This is a genomic window from Novosphingobium sp. (genome assembly GCF_041905565.1).
Lineage (GTDB): Bacteria > Pseudomonadota > Alphaproteobacteria > Sphingomonadales > Sphingomonadaceae > Novosphingobium.
On the sequence record NZ_JAYRKX010000007.1, the window covers coordinates 16,698 to 33,262 of the forward strand.

General features: G+C 68.2%; 17 protein-coding genes. 12 read left to right on the forward strand and 5 right to left on the reverse strand.

The window, feature by feature from the left end:
* Positions 1-33: 33 nt before the first annotated feature.
* Both clpA and ACE3N9_RS07390 read right to left on the reverse strand, forming a co-directional pair.
* Entirely contained in the window at positions 34-2,415 is a 2,382-nt protein-coding gene (gene clpA, locus ACE3N9_RS07385; RefSeq protein ID WP_374282392.1) for an ATP-dependent Clp protease ATP-binding subunit ClpA, read from the reverse strand.
* A 115-nt stretch (positions 2,416-2,530) separates the two neighbouring features.
* Positions 2,531-2,731: a DUF1192 family protein gene (locus ACE3N9_RS07390; RefSeq protein ID WP_374282394.1), complete on the reverse strand. Its 201-nt coding sequence runs from the start codon at positions 2,729-2,731 to the stop codon at positions 2,531-2,533.
* A gap of 92 nt (positions 2,732-2,823) precedes the next feature.
* Here ACE3N9_RS07390 and ACE3N9_RS07395 point away from each other — a divergent pair, with 92 nt between their 5' ends.
* From ACE3N9_RS07395 to ACE3N9_RS07405, 3 genes are all read left to right on the forward strand, one after another.
* Positions 2,824-3,828: an NAD(P)H-quinone oxidoreductase gene (locus tag ACE3N9_RS07395; RefSeq protein ID WP_374282396.1), complete on the forward strand. Its 1,005-nt coding sequence runs from the start codon at positions 2,824-2,826 to the stop codon at positions 3,826-3,828.
* A 103-nt stretch (positions 3,829-3,931) separates the two neighbouring features.
* Positions 3,932-4,633, forward strand: coding sequence for a DUF1013 domain-containing protein (locus ACE3N9_RS07400; RefSeq protein WP_374282397.1), 702 nt, complete (start codon positions 3,932-3,934; stop codon positions 4,631-4,633).
* Between the two features lie 111 nt (positions 4,634-4,744).
* Positions 4,745-6,427, forward strand: a complete 1,683-nt coding sequence (locus ACE3N9_RS07405) for an AMP-binding protein (protein WP_374282399.1) — start codon at positions 4,745-4,747, stop codon at positions 6,425-6,427.
* A 16-nt stretch (positions 6,428-6,443) separates the two neighbouring features.
* On the opposite strand, the gene ACE3N9_RS07410 is transcribed toward ACE3N9_RS07405, so the two are convergent.
* Positions 6,444-6,797, reverse strand: a complete 354-nt coding sequence (locus ACE3N9_RS07410) for a polymer-forming cytoskeletal protein (protein WP_374282401.1) — start codon at positions 6,795-6,797, stop codon at positions 6,444-6,446.
* 4 nt (positions 6,798-6,801) lie between these two features.
* The gene (locus tag ACE3N9_RS07415) at positions 6,802-8,022 is read right to left on the reverse strand and encodes a M23 family metallopeptidase (protein WP_374282403.1); all 1,221 of its coding nucleotides are present in this window, start codon (positions 8,020-8,022) and stop codon (positions 6,802-6,804) included.
* A gap of 175 nt (positions 8,023-8,197) precedes the next feature.
* Between ACE3N9_RS07415 and ACE3N9_RS07420 the strand changes: the two genes are divergently transcribed.
* The 9 genes from ACE3N9_RS07420 (at position 8,198) to ACE3N9_RS07460 (ending at position 15,390) form a co-directional block, all read left to right on the forward strand.
* Complete coding sequence (locus ACE3N9_RS07420) at positions 8,198-9,475, forward strand: glutamate-5-semialdehyde dehydrogenase (RefSeq protein ID WP_374282405.1); 1,278 nt, start codon at positions 8,198-8,200, stop codon at positions 9,473-9,475.
* On the forward strand, positions 9,439-10,113 hold the full coding sequence (locus tag ACE3N9_RS07425) for a nicotinate-nucleotide adenylyltransferase (RefSeq protein ID WP_374282407.1): 675 nt from the start codon (positions 9,439-9,441) through the stop codon (positions 10,111-10,113). Before ACE3N9_RS07420 ends, ACE3N9_RS07425 begins: the two co-directional genes overlap by 37 nt.
* A 49-nt stretch (positions 10,114-10,162) precedes the next feature.
* Positions 10,163-10,561, forward strand: coding sequence for a ribosome silencing factor (gene rsfS, locus ACE3N9_RS07430; protein WP_374282409.1), 399 nt, complete (start codon positions 10,163-10,165; stop codon positions 10,559-10,561).
* Positions 10,562-10,567: 6 nt separating this feature from the next.
* Complete coding sequence (locus ACE3N9_RS07435; RefSeq protein WP_374282411.1) at positions 10,568-10,990, forward strand: 23S rRNA (pseudouridine(1915)-N(3))-methyltransferase RlmH; 423 nt, start codon at positions 10,568-10,570, stop codon at positions 10,988-10,990.
* 56 nt (positions 10,991-11,046) lie between these two features.
* Positions 11,047-12,264, forward strand: a complete 1,218-nt coding sequence (locus ACE3N9_RS07440) for a murein hydrolase activator EnvC (protein WP_374282413.1) — start codon at positions 11,047-11,049, stop codon at positions 12,262-12,264.
* 106 nt (positions 12,265-12,370) lie between these two features.
* Entirely contained in the window at positions 12,371-13,759 is a 1,389-nt protein-coding gene (locus ACE3N9_RS07445; RefSeq protein ID WP_374282414.1) for a S41 family peptidase, read from the forward strand.
* Between the two features lie 10 nt (positions 13,760-13,769).
* A complete protein-coding gene (locus tag ACE3N9_RS07450; protein ID WP_374282416.1) occupies positions 13,770-14,243 on the forward strand; it encodes a disulfide bond formation protein B in 474 nt (157 codons plus the stop codon).
* Entirely contained in the window at positions 14,240-14,755 is a 516-nt protein-coding gene (locus ACE3N9_RS07455; protein WP_374282418.1) for a demethoxyubiquinone hydroxylase family protein, read from the forward strand. Before ACE3N9_RS07450 ends, ACE3N9_RS07455 begins: the two co-directional genes overlap by 4 nt.
* Before the next feature lie 86 nt (positions 14,756-14,841).
* A complete protein-coding gene (locus ACE3N9_RS07460) occupies positions 14,842-15,390 on the forward strand; it encodes a hypothetical protein (RefSeq protein ID WP_374282420.1) in 549 nt (182 codons plus the stop codon).
* A 16-nt stretch (positions 15,391-15,406) separates the two neighbouring features.
* On the opposite strand, the gene ACE3N9_RS07465 is transcribed toward ACE3N9_RS07460, so the two are convergent.
* Positions 15,407-16,561: a glycosyltransferase family 4 protein gene (locus tag ACE3N9_RS07465; protein WP_374282422.1), complete on the reverse strand. Its 1,155-nt coding sequence runs from the start codon at positions 16,559-16,561 to the stop codon at positions 15,407-15,409.
* Positions 16,562-16,565 lie beyond the last annotated feature (4 nt).

Here is a 16,565-nt window from a genome sequence, read left to right on the forward strand (position 1 = left end):
GAAGGTCAATCGGCCTCCGTCAATCCGCTCCGGTCAATCCAGGTCGCTTTCGCCGCCGGGTTCCTGCTCGGCCTTGCCCTTGCCCGCAGTCTTTGCCTTGCCCGAGGCGGCCTTCTTCGCCTTGCGGTCCAGCTTGGGCGGGGCCGGGGTCAGCTCGAAGGCCAGTGCATCGTCCTTGACGCTGACGTGGACTTCGCCGCCGTGGCGCAGCTTGCCGAACAGCAGTTCCTCGGCCAGCGGCTGCTTGACCTTCTCCTGGATCAGGCGGGCCATCGGCCGCGCGCCATAGAGCTTGTCATAGCCGCGCTTGCCCAGCCATTCGCGCGCGTCGCCGTCGAACTGGATGTGGACGTTCTGGTCGGCAAGTTGCAGTTCGAGCTGCAGCACGAACTTGTCCACCACCCGCGCGATCACATCTGTGCCAAGGTAGGCGAAGGGCACCACCGCATCGAGCCGGTTGCGGAATTCCGGGCTGAACATGCGCTTCACCGCCTCGTCGCCCGCGTCCGCCTTGGACACGTCACCAAAGCCGATGCCCTGTTTGGCCATGTCGCTGGCGCCGGCATTGGTGGTCATGATCAGCACGACATTTCGGAAATCGACCGTCTTGCCGTGGTGGTCGGTCAGCCGGCCGTTGTCCATCACCTGCAGCAGGATGTTGAACAGGTCGGGGTGGGCCTTTTCGATTTCGTCGAGCAGCAGGACGCAGTGCGGCTGCTGGTCGATCGCATCGGTGAGCAGCCCGCCCTGGTCATAGCCGACATAGCCCGGAGGCGCGCCGATCAGGCGGCTGACCGAGTGGCGTTCCATGTATTCCGACATGTCGAAACGCTGCATCGGGATGCCGAGGATCGCGGCGAGCTGCTTCGACACTTCGGTCTTGCCGACGCCGGTGGGCCCTGAAAACAGGAACGAGCCGATCGGCTTGTCCGGATCGCGCAGCCCGGCGCGGCTCAGCTTCATCGCGCTCGACAGCACCTCGATCGCCTGATCCTGGCCGAAGACCACGCGCTTGAGGTCCTTTTCCAGGTGTTCCAGCGCGGTGCGGTCATCACTCGACACCGACTTTGGCGGGATCCGGGCCATGGTGGCAATCACCGCCTCGATCTCGCGCGCGGTGATGGTCTTCTTGCGCTTGCTGGGGGGGACCAGCATCTGCATCGCGCCCACTTCGTCGATCACGTCGATCGCCTTGTCGGGCAGCTTGCGGTCGTTGATGTAGCGCGCCGACAGTTCGACCGCGGTCTTTATCGCGTCGGGCGTGTACTTGACCTTGTGATGTTCCTCGAAGGCCGTGCGCAGGCCCTTGAGGATCTTGATCGTGTCCTCGATCGTGGGCTCGTTGACGTCGATCTTCTGGAACCGGCGCAGCAGCGCGCGGTCCTTTTCGAAGTGGTTGCGGAATTCCTTGTAGGTGGTCGACCCGATGCAGCGGATCGTCCCGCCCGACAGCGCGGGCTTCAGCAGGTTGGACGCGTCCATCGCCCCGCCGCTGGTCGCCCCGGCGCCGATCACGGTGTGGATTTCGTCGATGAACAGCACCGCGTGCGGCATCTTTTCAAGCTCGTTGACGACTTGCTTGAGCCGCTCCTCGAAATCGCCGCGATAGCGTGTGCCGGCGAGCAGCGCCCCCATGTCGAGCGAATAGATCACCGCCTCGCTCAGCACTTCGGGCACTTCGCCTTCGACGATCTTGCGTGCCAGGCCTTCGGCGATGGCGGTCTTGCCGACGCCCGGATCGCCGACATAGAGCGGGTTGTTCTTCGACCGGCGGCACAGGATCTGGATCGTGCGGTCCACTTCCGGGCCGCGCCCGATCAGCGGATCGACCTTGCCGTTCAGCGCCTTCTCGTTGAGGTTGACGCAGAACTGGTCGAGCGCGGTTTCCTTCTTGCCGTCCTTGGCCTGGGCCTTGTCGTCCTGGGCGGGGGTTTCGCTGTCGCTGCCCTTGGGGCTGCGGTCCTCGATCCGCTTGCCGCCCTTGCCGATGCCGTGGCTGATGTAGCTGACCGCATCCAGCCGGCTCATGTCCTGCTGCTGCAGGAAATAGACGGCATAGGAATCGCGTTCGGAAAACAGCGCGACCAGCACGTTGGCGCCGGTCACGGTGTCCTTGCCGCTGCTTTGCACGTGCAGGATCGCGCGCTGGATCACCCGCTGGAAACCGGCGGTGGGGGCCGGGTCGCCCTTTTCCTCGGTCTTGAGGCTCTGGTATTCCTGGTCGAGGTACTGGCGCACCACGTCGCCCAGTTCACCCAGGTCCACGCCGCAGGCCTGCATCACCTGCAGCGCATCCGGATCGTCGATCAGGGCGAGCAGCAGATGCTCGAGCGTCGCATATTCGTGCGCGCGCTCCGACGCGTTGGCGAGCGCGGCATGGAGCGTCTTTTCAAGGCTTTGCGCGAAACTGGGCATCAGCTGACTTTCACTGGCGAAGGTTTCCCCCCGATGCGGGAGGAGTATGAACAGGCGTGGTTAACCAACCCTATATGGTGCGCCTCCGCAAAAAGGGGAGGGGCGCCGTGCATGGTCAGCATCGCGGCCCGAACAGGGCATCGGCGGCGGCGCGGTGCGCGGCGGCCTTGTCGCGGTGGGCGCGGACGCGGGCGATCTCCGCTTCGAGCAAGGCGATTCGCGCGCTCAACTCGTCCTGCGAATAGCTGTCGAGGCTTTCGCGGCTGAGCGCGTCGGCGGCATCGCCGCGCGGGCGGGGGCGATCATCATCGTCCATCGCCAGGCAGAATCGGGCCTGATGGGCTTGCTGTCAACCGAGCAGCGCGTTACGCGTTACAGGCGTGGCACTTGCGCAACGGGGCAATCCAAATGGCTGGAACCATTCCTGAATTCATGCAGGCTGCGGGCTTTGATGCGCCCGGCGGGCCAGAGGTGCTGCGGACTGAGACACTGCCGGTGCCCGCGCCGGGGCCGGGACAGGTGCTGGTGCGGGTCGCCTATGCCGGGGTCAACCGCCCCGACGTGATCCAGCGCCAGGGCTTCTATCCCCCGCCGCCGGGCGCCTCGCCGATCCCCGGGCTGGAGATTTCCGGCACCGTCGTGGCCTTGGGCGAATGGGTGGATGCGGCGCTGCTCGGCCAGCCGGTCTGCGCGCTGGTTGCGGGCGGGGGCTACGCCGAATATTGCCTGGCCGTGGCCGATCACTGCCTGCCGGTCCCGGCTGAACTGCCGCTGGATCAGGCGGCCGCGCTGCCCGAAACCCTGTTTACCGTGTGGCACAACGTGTTCGAACGCGGCTATGCCCGCGAAGGGGAGACGATCCTGGTCCACGGCGGGACCAGCGGGATCGGGACAATGGCGATCATGCTGGGCAAGCTGTTCGGGCTGACCGTCATCGTCACTTGCGGCGGGGCCGACAAGTGCGCCCAGGCGCTGGCGATCGGTGCCGATCACGCGATCGACTACAAGGCGACCGACTTTGTCGAGGAAGTGGCCCGGATCACCGGCGGCAAGGGCGTACAACTGGTGCTCGACATGGTCGCGGGCGATTATGTGCCGCGCAACCTCAAGTGCCTGGCCGAAGACGGACGCCACGTGACCATCGCGGTGCAGGGCGGCCTCCAGGCGACGATCAACATGGCCCAGGTGATGAGCCGCCGCCTGACCCTGACCGGATCGACCCTGCGGCCACGCTCGAACGAGTTCAAGGCGCTGCTTGCCCAGGAAATCGCGCGGCTTGCCTGGCCGCTGGTCGAAAGCGGTCAACTGCGCCCGGTGATGGATCAGGCCTTCCCCCTGGCCGAGGCCGCGGCCGCCCATGCCCGGATGGAAGCGGGCAGCCACATCGGCAAGATCGTGCTGCAGGTGGCCTGAAACGCGGAAGAATCCTTGCCCTTTGGCATGAATCGCCTTAAAGCGAGGGGCGAACGGCCGCTCCGCAAGGGGCGGCCCTATCTATTTGTAACGGAGAAAAACCGTGTCCCAGCCGACCCCGTTGATGCCGCATGCCACCGCTTCGTGGCTGGTCGACAACACCGCGCTGACCTTTGAACAGATCGCAGAATTCTGCGGCTTGCACATCCTCGAAGTCCAGGCGATGGCCGACGATCTCGCCAGCAGCAAGTACACCGGGCGCGATCCGGTGCGCGCTGGCGAACTGACCATGGCCGAAATCGAAAAGGGCCAGGACGATCCCAACTACAGCCTGAAGATGCAGAAGGCGCCGGTCACGGTCAGCCGCACCAAGGGCCCGCGCTATACCCCGGTGTCGAAGCGCCAGGACAAGCCCGATGGCATCGCCTGGATCCTGCGCAACCACCCCGAAGTGTCGGATGCGCAGATCGGCAAGCTGATCGGCACCACCCGCAACACCATCGCCGCGATCCGCGATCGCAGCCACTGGAACATCTCGAACATCCAGGCGAAGGACCCGGTGACTCTGGGCCTGTGCAGCCAGCGCGAGCTGGACGCGATTGTTGCCAAGGCGGCCAAGAAGGCCGGCCTGCAGGACGAAGCGGGCGACGATGCGCGCCTGGGCGATGACCGCGAGGCGCTGATCGAGGAGCTGCGCGCCCAGCGCGAAGCCCAGGCCAAGGCCGCCTCCGAAGCCGCGCAGGAAGCGGAAGCTCAGGCCTGGCTCGAAGCCAAGCGCGCTGCCGAGGCCGCCGGCGAGGACTGATCCCGCCACGCCCACGGGGCAAGGAACAAGGGGGCTGCCCGGCTGGGCGGCCCCTTTTCGTTTCGTCGCCAAATGCTTGCCCTCGATGGCCGCACAGGGCATCCTGCTGACATGACTGTAAGCAAAGCTGACGAGCCCTGGCGCGAACATTATGGCCACCCCTGCGCCTGGGATCAGCAGTTTCCGCCGCTGACCCTGCCGGCCATGTTCGCTGCCAGCGCCGCAGCGCATGGTGACCGGCCGCTGGTCGAATTCATGGGGCGCAGCTTCAGCTACGCCGCGCTGCTGGCCGAATCGCGCGCCTTTGCTGCCGGGCTGCAGGCGCTGGGGGTACGCAAGGGCGACCGCATCGGGCTCTACCTGCCCAACGTCCCGCTCTATGTCTCGGCCTATTACGGGGCCTTGCTGGCCGGGGCGGTGGTGGTCAATTTCAGCCCGCTCTACACCGCGCACGAATTGCAGGCGCAGGTTGCGGATTCGGGCGCGCGGTTGCTGGTGACGATCGATTCGGCGGCGCTGCTGCCGACCGCGCTGAAAGTGCTGGAAGGATCGGAGCTGGAACGGCTGGTGGTCGGCTCGCTGCCCGCGCTGCTACCGGTGCTCAAGGGGCTGGCGCTGCGGCTGTTCGGGCGCAAGTCGCTCACACCGATCCCCGCGCGGCCGGATGTGCTGCACTGGGCGCAGGTGCTATCGTCCGCCGCGCCGCAGGCCGTGCCGCTCGACCCGGAGGTTGACCTGGCGCTGATCCAGTACACTGGCGGGACTACCGGAACGCCCAAGGGGGCGATGCTGACCCACCAGAACATCAGCGCCAATGCCCGCCAGGTCAACGCGATCGACCCCCGCGCCGGGGAGCGTGACGTGATCATGGGGGTGCTGCCGCTGTTCCACGTCTTCGCCAATGTCGCGGTGCTCAACCGCACGGTGGTCAACGGCGGGTGCATTGCCATGCTGCCGCGCTTCGATGCCGGGCAAGCGCTGAAAACCTTGCAGCGGGTCCGGGCCACCGCCTTCCCCGGGGTGCCGACCATGTACCAGGCGTTGCTGGACCATCCGGGCATGGCGCGGACCGACTTTTCCTCGCTCAGGGTGTGCATTTCGGGCGGGGCGCCGCTGCCCGGCCCGGTCAAGGACCGGTTCGAGGTGGCCAGCGGCGCGCGGCTGGTCGAAGGCTACGGGCTGACCGAAACCTCGGGCGTGGTCTCGACCAATCCCTATGAAGGGGAAAACCGCGTCGGCACGATCGGCCAGCCGCTGCCCGGCACGCGCATCCGCCTACTGGGTCGCGACGATCCCGAAGTCGATGCCGCGCCGGGCGAACCGGGGGAACTGGCGGTGCAGGGCCCGCAGGTGATGCGCGGCTACTGGAACCGCCCCGATGCCGCCGGCGCCGCCTTTGCCCAGCGGCCCGATGGTGCCTGGCTGCGCACCGGCGATGTCGCCGTGCTGGAACCGGGCGGTTACCTGCGGGTGGTTGACCGGATCAAGGACATGATCGCGGTGGGCGGCTTCAAGGTCTTCCCCAGCCAGGTCGAAGCCGTGCTGGAAGACCATGACGCGGTCAAGGAAGTGCTGGTGATCGGCGTGCCCGACGCTTACCTCGGTGAAGTACCGCGCGCCTATGTCACGCTGAACGCGGGGGCGCAGACCAGCGGCGAAGCCCTGCGCGACTGGCTCAACGCCCGGATCGGCAAACACGAACGGGTTGATCAGGTGGTGGTGCGCGATGCCATGCCGAAAACGATGATCGGCAAGCTCGATCGCAAGGCGCTGCGGGCCGAACTGGGGCTGTAACGCCCCTCGGGCCGGATCAGGCGGTGATCGGCACCACGGTGCTGTCCTCGCCCGCCGCGCGCGGGGCGAAGCGGCCGTCAACCTGCGCGCCCTGCTCGATCGTCAGCGCGTCGTAATGCACGTCGCCGCGAATTCGCGCCGTCTTCAGCACCACCAGTTCGCGCACGGTGATCGTGCCGTGGACCGTGCCCGCCAGCCGCGCGCTTTCGGCGCGGATCGCGCCTTCGATGCGGCTCGATTCGCCCTGGACGAGCGAGGTGCAGGACACGTCGCCTTCGATCACGCCATCGACGTGCAGGTCGGCTCCGGCCTGGACATCGCCCTTGATGTGGGTGTCGGCGCCGAACACGGAGAAAGTGGAATGGCCCATGGCGTTAACCTGCGGACGGTGCGGCGCCGACGGCGCCTTTTTCGAGAACATGGGGCGCAGCCTCCAGAAAGGGACGCGGGTTGAGCGGCTGATCGTGCAGCCGCACTTCGAAGTGCAGGTGGGGGCCGGTGGAACGGCCGGTGTTGCCGATCGCGCCGATCACCTGCCCGGCCGAAACCGGCTGGCCCAGCCGCGCCACGAAGCGCGACATGTGGGCATAACGGGTCAGCAGCCCGTTGCCGTGATCGACCTCGATGCAGTTGCCATAGCCCTGGCGCACCCCGGCGAAGCTGACCACGCCTTTGGCCGCGGCATAGATCGGCGCGCCGATCGGCCCCTTGAAGTCCAGCCCGGCGTGGAACGCGCCGCCGCCGGTGAACGGATCGGCCCGGAATCCGAAGCCGGACGAGACGAATTCGAGGCTGGCCGGCAGCACCTGCGGAATACCGGCCAGGCCGCGTTCCAGCGCGTCCATCCGCGCCAGGCTCAGCCCCAGGCGTTCAAACCGCGGGTCGATGTGCCCCTTGCGGCCGGTGGCCAGTTCGATCAGCGGACCACCCATCGCACTGCGATCGTCGAGCGAGGCGAGCATCATCCCGGGGTTGATCCCCAGCCGGCGGATCTTGTCCGAAGCTTGCGCGGCGCGGCGGTCGGCAGCGCGGGTCAGCGCTTCGACGAAGGCCAGCTGGCGCGCCTCGATCCGGGCCAGCGCCCCGGCTTCGGGCAGCAGCGCGCTGACCTTGTCGACGGTCTTGGCTGCTTCGCTCGACGAATTGGACACGGTTTCGCCGGCCTTGGCATCGACCGGCAGGTCGCCAAGGTGGGCCTTGGCCATCTTTTCGAGGAATTCCTGGCGCTTGCCCAGGTCGTCGGCCACGCCCTTGAGGTCGTCGCGGTATTCGGACACGCGGCTTTCCGCGCTGGCGACTTTGGCTTCGCGGTCCAGCAGCGACATGCGGTCGCGGCTCGACAGATATTGCGAGATCGCCATGCCGCCGATCGACACGACCCACACGACCAGCAGCACAGCCACCAGTCCGGCTACCCGCATCTGCAGGCGCGACGAAAGCTTGATGAAACGAACCTGCCCCTGCGACCGCATGAAAAATTCGCGGTCGGGGAACCAGGCCCGCAGGCGGTCGGTAAACCGCCCGTCGGCCAATTTCTGCAAAGCGACCCCTAAGTCCTGATCTTCCAGTTGGCGGCGCGCTAGCAGCTTGCCCACGTGCACGCGAATCTCCTGATGCCGTGAGTCGTTGAAACGAAAGACTCGCGCGACGAATCGTTTGTGAAGGTTACCAATTGTCAGCCCCGCGCGGCGAGACTGCCTGCAAACCATTGCAGCGATTCGCGCCCCGGCGGTGACAAGCTGGGCCGTGAATGCTAGGCGCTGCGGCGTTATGAACGCCCTGACCGATCCCGCCGCCGAAAGCGCCGCAGCGCTGGTTGACCGTCTGGCCAGGGCCGGCCGCGCCGCGCAGCGCGTGCTGGCCCGGCTCGACGCCCCGGCCAAGGCGCGCGCGCTGCACGCCGCCGCCGCCGCCCTGCGCGCGGCCGAGGCCGAGATCCTGGCCGCCAATGCGCGGGACATGGCCGCCGGGGCCGAACGCGGGCTGAGCGGGGCGATGCTCGACCGGCTGTCGCTTGATGCGGGGCGGCTGGCCGCCATTGCCGATGCGGTTGACCAGGTGGCCGACCTGCCCGATCCGGTCGGTGCGGTGATCGACAGCGCGGTCCGGCCCAACGGACTGGTGCTGTCCCGCGTGCGGGTGCCGGTCGGGCTGATCGGGATCATCTATGAAAGCCGCCCCAATGTGACCGCCGATGCCGCCGCGCTGTGCGTGCGTTCGGGCAATGCGGTGCTGCTGCGCGGCGGTTCGGAAGCGGTTCATTCCAACCGCGCGATCCACGCCGCGATGGTTGCCGGGCTGGCGAGCGCGGGCGTGCCGGCGGACGCGGTGCAACTGCTCCCTACGCAGGACCGCGACGCAGTGGGCGCGATGCTGACCGCGGCGGGGCTGATCGACATGATCATTCCGCGCGGCGGGAAAAGCCTGGTCGCGCGAGTCCAGGCCGATGCGCGGGTGCCGGTGCTGGCCCACCTTGATGGCATCTGCCACACCTATGTCCACGCCGCCGCCGATCCGGACAAGGCCTGCGCCATCGCCCGCAATGCCAAGCTGCGCCGCACCGGGATTTGCGGCTCGATGGAAACGCTGCTGCTCGACGCGCAGTTCCCCGCCAACCAGGCGGTGGTCGCCGACCTGCTCGACGCCGGGTGCGAGCTGCGCGGCGATGCCCGCGCCCGCGCGCTCGATCCGCGCGTGCTGCCCGCCAGCGACGAGGATTGGGACACGGAATACCTCGACGCGATCCTCTCGGTCGCGGTGGTCGATGGGCTCGATGCGGCGCTGGCGCACATCGAACGGCACAGCTCGAACCACACCGACGCGATCGTCACCGAAGATGACGCAGCGGCCGAACGATTCCTTGCCGAAGTCGATTCGGCGATCGTCATGGTCAACGCCTCGACCCAGTTCGCCGATGGCGGTGAATTCGGCCTGGGTGCGGAAATCGGCATTGCCACCGGACGGCTTCATGCGCGCGGTCCCGTCGCGCTGGAAGGGTTGACGACTTACAAGTGGCAGGTGCGCGGCACCGGGCAAGTGCGGCCCTGAGCGTCATTGGTCTGCTGGGCGGGTCGTTCAATCCGGCCCATGGCGGCCACCGCCGGATCAGCCTGTTTGCCCGCGATGCGCTGGGGCTGGACGAAGTGTGGTGGCTGGTTTCGCCGGGCAATCCGCTCAAGCCCCGGGCGGGGATGGCCCCGCTGGCCGGGCGGCTCGCCTCGGCCTGCACGCACAGCCGCCGCGCGCCGATTCGCGCCACGGGAATCGAGCGTGAACTGGGCACGCGTTACACCATCGACACCCTGCGCGCATTGCAGCGGCGCTATCCGCGCCACCGCTTCATCTGGTTGATGGGCAGCGACAACCTCGCCCAGTTCCACCAGTGGAAGGCCTGGCGCGATGTGGCCCGGCTCATGCCGATTGCGGTCATCGCCCGTCCCGGCTATGATGGCCGCGCTGCCGCGAGCCCCGCGGCGGCCTGGCTCGGCCGATACCGGCGGTCTGCAGCCAGTGTGAAGCACCGGGCAGGATGGAGCGCCCCCGCGCTGATACAACTGCGTTTCGATCCGGACCCGCGCTCGGCCACGGCCCTGCGCCACGCCGATCCAGACTGGGCCGCCCGTTATCGCGGCCTCGCCCGGCGCGATCCCGTCACGCACCATCCTGTCGATCCAGACATCGCATGAGCGGCTGTTCGCTCATCCGCCTTGCCCGCCCATTGGAGCGCCCATTTCCTTGACTACCCCTGCCCAACCCGATCCGGCCAGTACCGGAACCCCCGCCCCGCTGCCGCATGCCGAACCGGGCACGCTGCACGCGCTGGTGCTGCAATCGCTCGATGACGACCAGGCCCAGGACCTGGTCTCGATCCCGCTCGAAGGGAAAAGCTCGATCGCCGATCACATGGTGATCGCCTCGGGCCGTTCGACCCGCCAGGTCGCCGCCATGGCGCAGAAGCTGGCCGAACGGATCAAGCAGGGTGGCTTCGGCCATGTCCGCATCGAAGGCCTGCCCGCGGCTGACTGGGTGCTGGTCGATGCCGGCGACGTGGTCGTTCACCTGTTCCGCCCGGAAGTGCGCAGCTTCTACAACCTTGAACGGATGTGGGCCTTCGGGGATTCGGGCAACGCCTGACCCCCAATGCGCCTGCACATCATCGCGCGGGGCAAGATCGGCCGCTCGCCCGAAGCGGAACTGGTCGATCGCTACGTCAAGCGGGTCGCCTGGCCGTTCAAGCTGACCGAGCTGCCCGATGTGGGTGGCTCCCTGCCCGCCCCGCTCAGCCCGCACCGCGAAGTGCTGCTGGATGAGCGCGGCAAACAGCTTTCGTCCGAACAATTCGCCCAGCTGCTGGGCAAATGGCGCGACGACGGGGTGCGCGAGGCGCGCTTCCTGATCGGCGCCGCCGATGGCCACGGCGCCCCGGCGCGCGACCAGGCCGACTTGCTGATCGCTTTCGGCGCGATGACCTGGCCGCACATGCTGGCCCGCGCCATGCTGGCCGAACAGCTGTGGCGCGCGACCAGCATCCTCGCCGGGCACCCCTATCACCGCGCCGGTTAGGGCGCGGCGCGCAATCGCGATTCCCATTTGCCGCGCCGCGCTTTAAGGCAGCTTCGATGCGCCCGCGCCTGATCCTGTCCCTGTTGCCGCTGGCCGCGCTTGCCGCGCTGGGCGGCCTCGTGGCCCAGGATCACCTGGCGCTGGAAACGGTCGAGGATACGCAGCAGGCGCTGACCCAGGCCCAGGCCCAGGGCGAAGCCGCACGGCGGCGAGCTGAAGCGCTTGAAGCCGAAGCTGCGAAAGCCACCGCCCAGGCTGACAAGACCGCCGAACAAGCCGCCGCCGTGGCTGCCCGCATCCAGCAGGGCGAAGCCGCGATCGCCGCGAACGAGGCGCGGATCAAGCTGATCGACCGCCAGCGCGTGGCCCTGCGCGCGCGGCTGGCCGAACGCCAGCGCCCGCTGGTCCAGCTGACCGCGGCGTTGCAACGCCTGTCGCGCCGCCCGCCGGTGCTGTCGCTGCTGCGACCGGGCTCGCTGCGCGATGCGGTTTACCTGCGCGCCGTGCTGGAAACCATGCTGCCCGAAGTGCGGCGCCGCACCGCCGGTCTGCGCGCCGAACTGGAACGCGGCCGCGCGCTCCAGGCCCAGGCCCGCGCCGCGAGCGAGGCGCTGCGCGCCAGCGAGCGCGACCTGGCCACGCGCCGCCAGGCGCTGGCCGCACTGGAAAGCCAGCAGCGCCTCGCCAGCCGCGCCGCCAGCGGCGTGGCAGACCGCGAGTCCGAACGCGCCCTGGCCCTGGCCGAACAGGCCCGCGACCTCACCGGGCTGATCGGCGATCTGTCCAAGGCGGGCGAACTGCGCGCCCAACTGGCGGCGCTGCCCGGCCCGGTACTGCGCCCGGCCCAGCCGCAAAGCGCCCAGACCCCGGCCGATCTGGCCGTGCCCCTGCCCGATCTTGCCGCAGCGCCCCCGGGCTACATGCTGCCGCTGGCCGGACGGCTGGTTGCCGGGTTCGGCGATAGCGGCCCGGGCCGTCCCGCCTCGCGCGGGATCAGCCTGGCCCCGCGCGGCGGCGCTCAGGCGGTCGCCCCGGCGGCGGGTCGCGTCGTGTTCGCCGGGCCGTACCAGGGCTACGGCAATATCGTGATCATCGAACATGGCGGCGGCTGGACCAGCCTGGTCACCGGCCTCGCCGATCTGTCCGCCCGGGTCGGTCAGCAACTGGTTATCGGCGCGCCGCTCGGCATTGCCGGGCCGGGCCGCCCGGTCGTTACCCTTGAGCTGCGCCGTGCTGGCCAGCCAGTCAATCCGCTGGACTTCGTGCGCGGGTAGCAAGGTCGGCCGGGAAGAAGGCAACCTGCCCACCAATCCATCTGGCGTTAAGCCGCGCTGCGCGATAGGTTCGGCGGGATAGTTTCGTGAAAGGCCCGTCTTGTCGATGAAGTCCGCCGTTCTGCTGCGCGCCGCGCTTGCCACCAGCGTTCTGGCGCTGGTTCCCGCCACCACTGCGGGGCTTGCGGCGGTCGATGCCCGGTCGGGGCCGCAGTTCGCGCGGCTGAGCACGGTCTACCAGCTGGTCAAGGCGCAGTATGTCGAACAGGTCGACGACACCAAGCTGATCAATGGCGCGATCGAGGGGATGCTCGCCTCGCTCGATCCGCATTCGGCCTATCTCGAAGGCAATTCGCTCGAACGGCTCAACACCATGATCGACGGCGGCTATGCCGGGCTGGGCCTGTCGGTCGGAATGGACCAGGACACGGTCAAGGTGATCAGCCCGCTGCGCGGCAGCCCGGCGGCCGAAGCCGGGGTCAAGGCGGGGGACTATATCACTCATCTTGATGGCAAGCTGATCTACGGTGTGCCGCTGGACGAGGCGGTGGCGCAGATGCGCGGCGAAGTGGGTACGCAGATACGCCTGACGATCTTCCGCCCCGGCCGGGACGAGCCGTTCGACGTGACCGTGACCCGCCGCGAGATCAAGCTTGAGCCGGTGACATGGAAGCTTGAAGGCCAGATCGGGGTGCTGACGGTCAACGAGTTTTCGCGCGATGTCGGCAATTTCGTGCGCGATGGCATCACCGACCTGCGCAAGCAGGCGGGCGGCAAGCTGGGCGGCCTGGTGCTTGACCTGCGCGAGAATCCGGGCGGCTCGCTCGAGGAGGCCGTGGCCCTGTCGGACCTGTTCCTGTCCTCGGGCGATATTGTCTCGCAGCGCGGGCGGGTGACGTCGGAGGACATGTATTTCCGCGCCGATGACATGCGCAACTATCCCGATCTGCCCCCGGCCGTGGCCGCCACTTTCAAGGGCGACATCGCCCGCGGACTGCCGATCATCGTGCTGATCGACGAAGGCTCGGCCTCGGCCTCGGAAATCGTTGCCGGGGCGCTGCAGGACCAGCGCCGCGCGCTGGTCATGGGGCAGCGCAGCTTTGGCAAGGGCTCGGTCCAGTCGTTGTTCTACCTCGATCCGCAGCACAAGCGCGCGGTCAAGCTGACCACGGCGCGCTACTACACGCCGTCGGGCCGCTCGGTGCAGGAAGGCGGGATCGAACCCGATATCCGCGTGCCCCAGCTGTCCGACCCGGATGCGCGGCGGCGCTCGCAAATGGCGCTGCGTGAAAGCGACCTGCGCCGCCACCTCGTCAACGAGGCCGGGATTGATGACAAGCAGCTGGAAAGCGACCGCCAGGACGATCCGCGCTTCAAGATGACGGCGGAAGAGCTGAAGGCCAAAAACATCAATGATTTCCAGCTGTATTATGCGATCGAGACGCTGCGCCGCACCGGCGCCGGGGTGACCGCCCTGGCGACCAAGGGCAAGTAGGGGTACGGCGATGAAGCTTCTTGACCAGCCATCCCGCGCTGCCGCGCTGCTGGCGCTGCTGACCCCGGCGTTCCTGCTGGGCGGGGCCTATATCGGACAATATGCCTTCGACCTGTACCCCTGCGAAATGTGCTGGTGGCAGCGCTACCCGCACTTCGCCGCGCTGCCGCTCGGGCTGCTGGCGTTGCTGCGCCCGTCGCGCGGCGTGACCCTGCTGGCGGCGCTGTGCATCCTCGCCTCGGGGCTGATCGGCGCCTATCACGCCGGGGTCGAATATGGCTGGTGGGAAGGGCTGACCGCCTGCAGCGCGAGCGGGGCTGGCGGCGGCGATCCGATGAAAGCGATCTGGGATGCGCCGCTGGTGCGCTGCGACGATGTGCAATGGTCGCTTATGGGCATCAGCCTGGCGGGCTTCAACTTCCTGATCTCGACGGGGGCCGCGCTGCTGATCGCGGCGCTGCTGCGCAAGCCGGAGGCCGCATGAACCAGGACCGCATCGAACGCATGATCCGGGTCGATCATGCCGGGGAATATGGCGCGACCCGGATCTATGCCGGGCAACTGGCAGTGATGGGCAACCGCGCCCCGCACAGCGCCGAGATCGAGCACATGGCCGCGCAGGAAGCGGCGCACAAGGCGCGCTTCGATGCGCTGCTGGCCGAACGCGGGGTGCGGCCCACCGCGCTCCAGCCGTTCTGGGATCTGGCCGGCTTTGCCCTGGGCGCGGCGACCGCGCTGGTTGGCCCCGAAGCGGCGATGGCCTGCACCGCCGCGATCGAGGAGGAGATCGACCGGCACTATACCCAGCAGCTTGACGAGCTGGGCGATGCCGAGCCCGAGCTGGCCGCGACGATCCGCGAATTCCGCGATGACGAGCGCGCGCACCGTGATGCCGCATTGGCCGCCGGGGCCGAGCGCGCGCCGGCCTTTCCGCTGCTGTCGGGCGCGATCCGCCTGGGGTGCCGCGTGGCGATTCGCCTGGCCGAGCGGATTTGACGCCACGCAAAGCCGCGGCGCGCTTCAGGTGGCATTCAGTCCGCAGGTCGCCTAATATCGGCCGAACCCGCGCCAAGGAGTCCGTCATGCGCCCGATCTTCGTTGCTTCCGCCTCGTTCCTCGCCGCGCTGGCGCTGGGCGGACCCGCCCTGGCGCAGGACGCGCCCGAGCCGAAGGTCAACCAGCTGATCATCTACGGCGATGACAAGTGCCCCGTGGCGGACGGTGAGGACACTATCACCGTCTGCGCCCGCAAGGCCGAGGCCGAGCGTTACCGCATTCCGTCCGCTCTGCGCGAAAGCGCCTCGCCCCAGAACGAGGCCTGGACCAACCGCGTCATGGCCTATGAACGCGTCGGCCGGACCGGCACGATGAGCTGCACCCCGGTTGGCGCGGGCGGCTGGACCGGCTGCTCGGGCAAGCTGATCGAAGCGGCCTATGCCGAGAAGAAGGGCGCGCCCGACGTCAAGTTCAGCGAGCTGATCGCCGAGGAACGCGCCCGGCGCCTGTCGACGATCGACAAGGACGCGGCTGACACCCAGGCCCGGGTCGAAGCGCTCGAAAAGGAAATCGAGGCCCGCCAGAAGGCGCGGGCCGAGGAAGCAGCCAAGCAGGAGGCTCCTCAGCCGAACTGAGGCTGGCCCCGGTCGGTCAAAGCCCGGAAAGCCAGGCTTCCACCTTATCGAAGTGCTGCTTCCAGCTGGGCGCGACATAGGCGGGCATCAGCGCCAGCTGGCGGCTGCGTTCGCTGCTGTCACCGCAGAAGTCCAGCACTGCGGCTTGCCAGGCCGACTGGTCGGCCGGGTCCAGGAACAGCGGAATCTGGGCCGAAATCTCGCGAAACACCGGCAGGTCGCTGGCGATCACCGGGACGCCGCGCTGCAGAGCCTCGATCACCGGGATGCCAAAGCCTTCGATGAAGCTGGGCATCAGCAGCGCCCGCGCCCCGTGGAGCAGGGCCATCATCGTCGCATCGTCGCACCGGCCAAGTTCATGGACGTGGTCGGCAAGTTCGGCATCGCCATCGAGCAGGTCGAAAACGTGGTCGGCCTCCCAGCCGCGTTGCCCCACGATCAGCAATTCGGGCGCGGCATCGCCCAGTTCGGCGACCATTGCCTGCCAGGCGCGCAGCATCAGCAGGTGGTTCTTGCGCGCCTCGATCGTGCCGATCATCACGAAGTAGGGCCGCCGGCGCGGGGCAAGCCTGGCCGGTCGGTCGTGCTCGTCCGTGCCCAGCCAGGCGACCAGGGTTTCGGGCAGGGCCAGGTCTTCTTCGCTCGCAAATGCCGCCAGAGCATCGCGCGTGGCGTCCGAATTGGCAATGATCCCGCGCGCGGCATGCAGCACGTGCAGCATCCGGTCCCGGTGCCGATCCGCTTCGCCGGCGCGGCAGAATTGCGGGTGCGTGATCGGAATCAGGTCATGCACCAGGAACACCGGCTTGACGCCAAGCTGCCGCAGCCAGCCCGGCAAGCCTTTGTAATCAAGCCCGGTGTGCCCGATGTTGAGGTACAGCGCCCCGCGCAAGCCGCGCCGCCACGCTCCGGATGCGGCGGCGCCGGCGAGCAGTGCCACCAGCGCCCCGCGAAAGCCCGGACCGCCCTTGTGCAACAGGGCGAACAGTTCCTGGCTGCGGCGCGGCGACATCACCAGCCGCAGCCGCCCGCGCTGCACCACCGCCTGCGCGCGCGGGCCGAAATGATCGAGGTAGGCAAAGCACACCCGGTCGATCCCGGTCGGCAGGCGGCCGGTCCAGACCCGCCAGATAAGGCGGCTGGCATCGAACAGGATGGGACGGTCGGCCATGGGG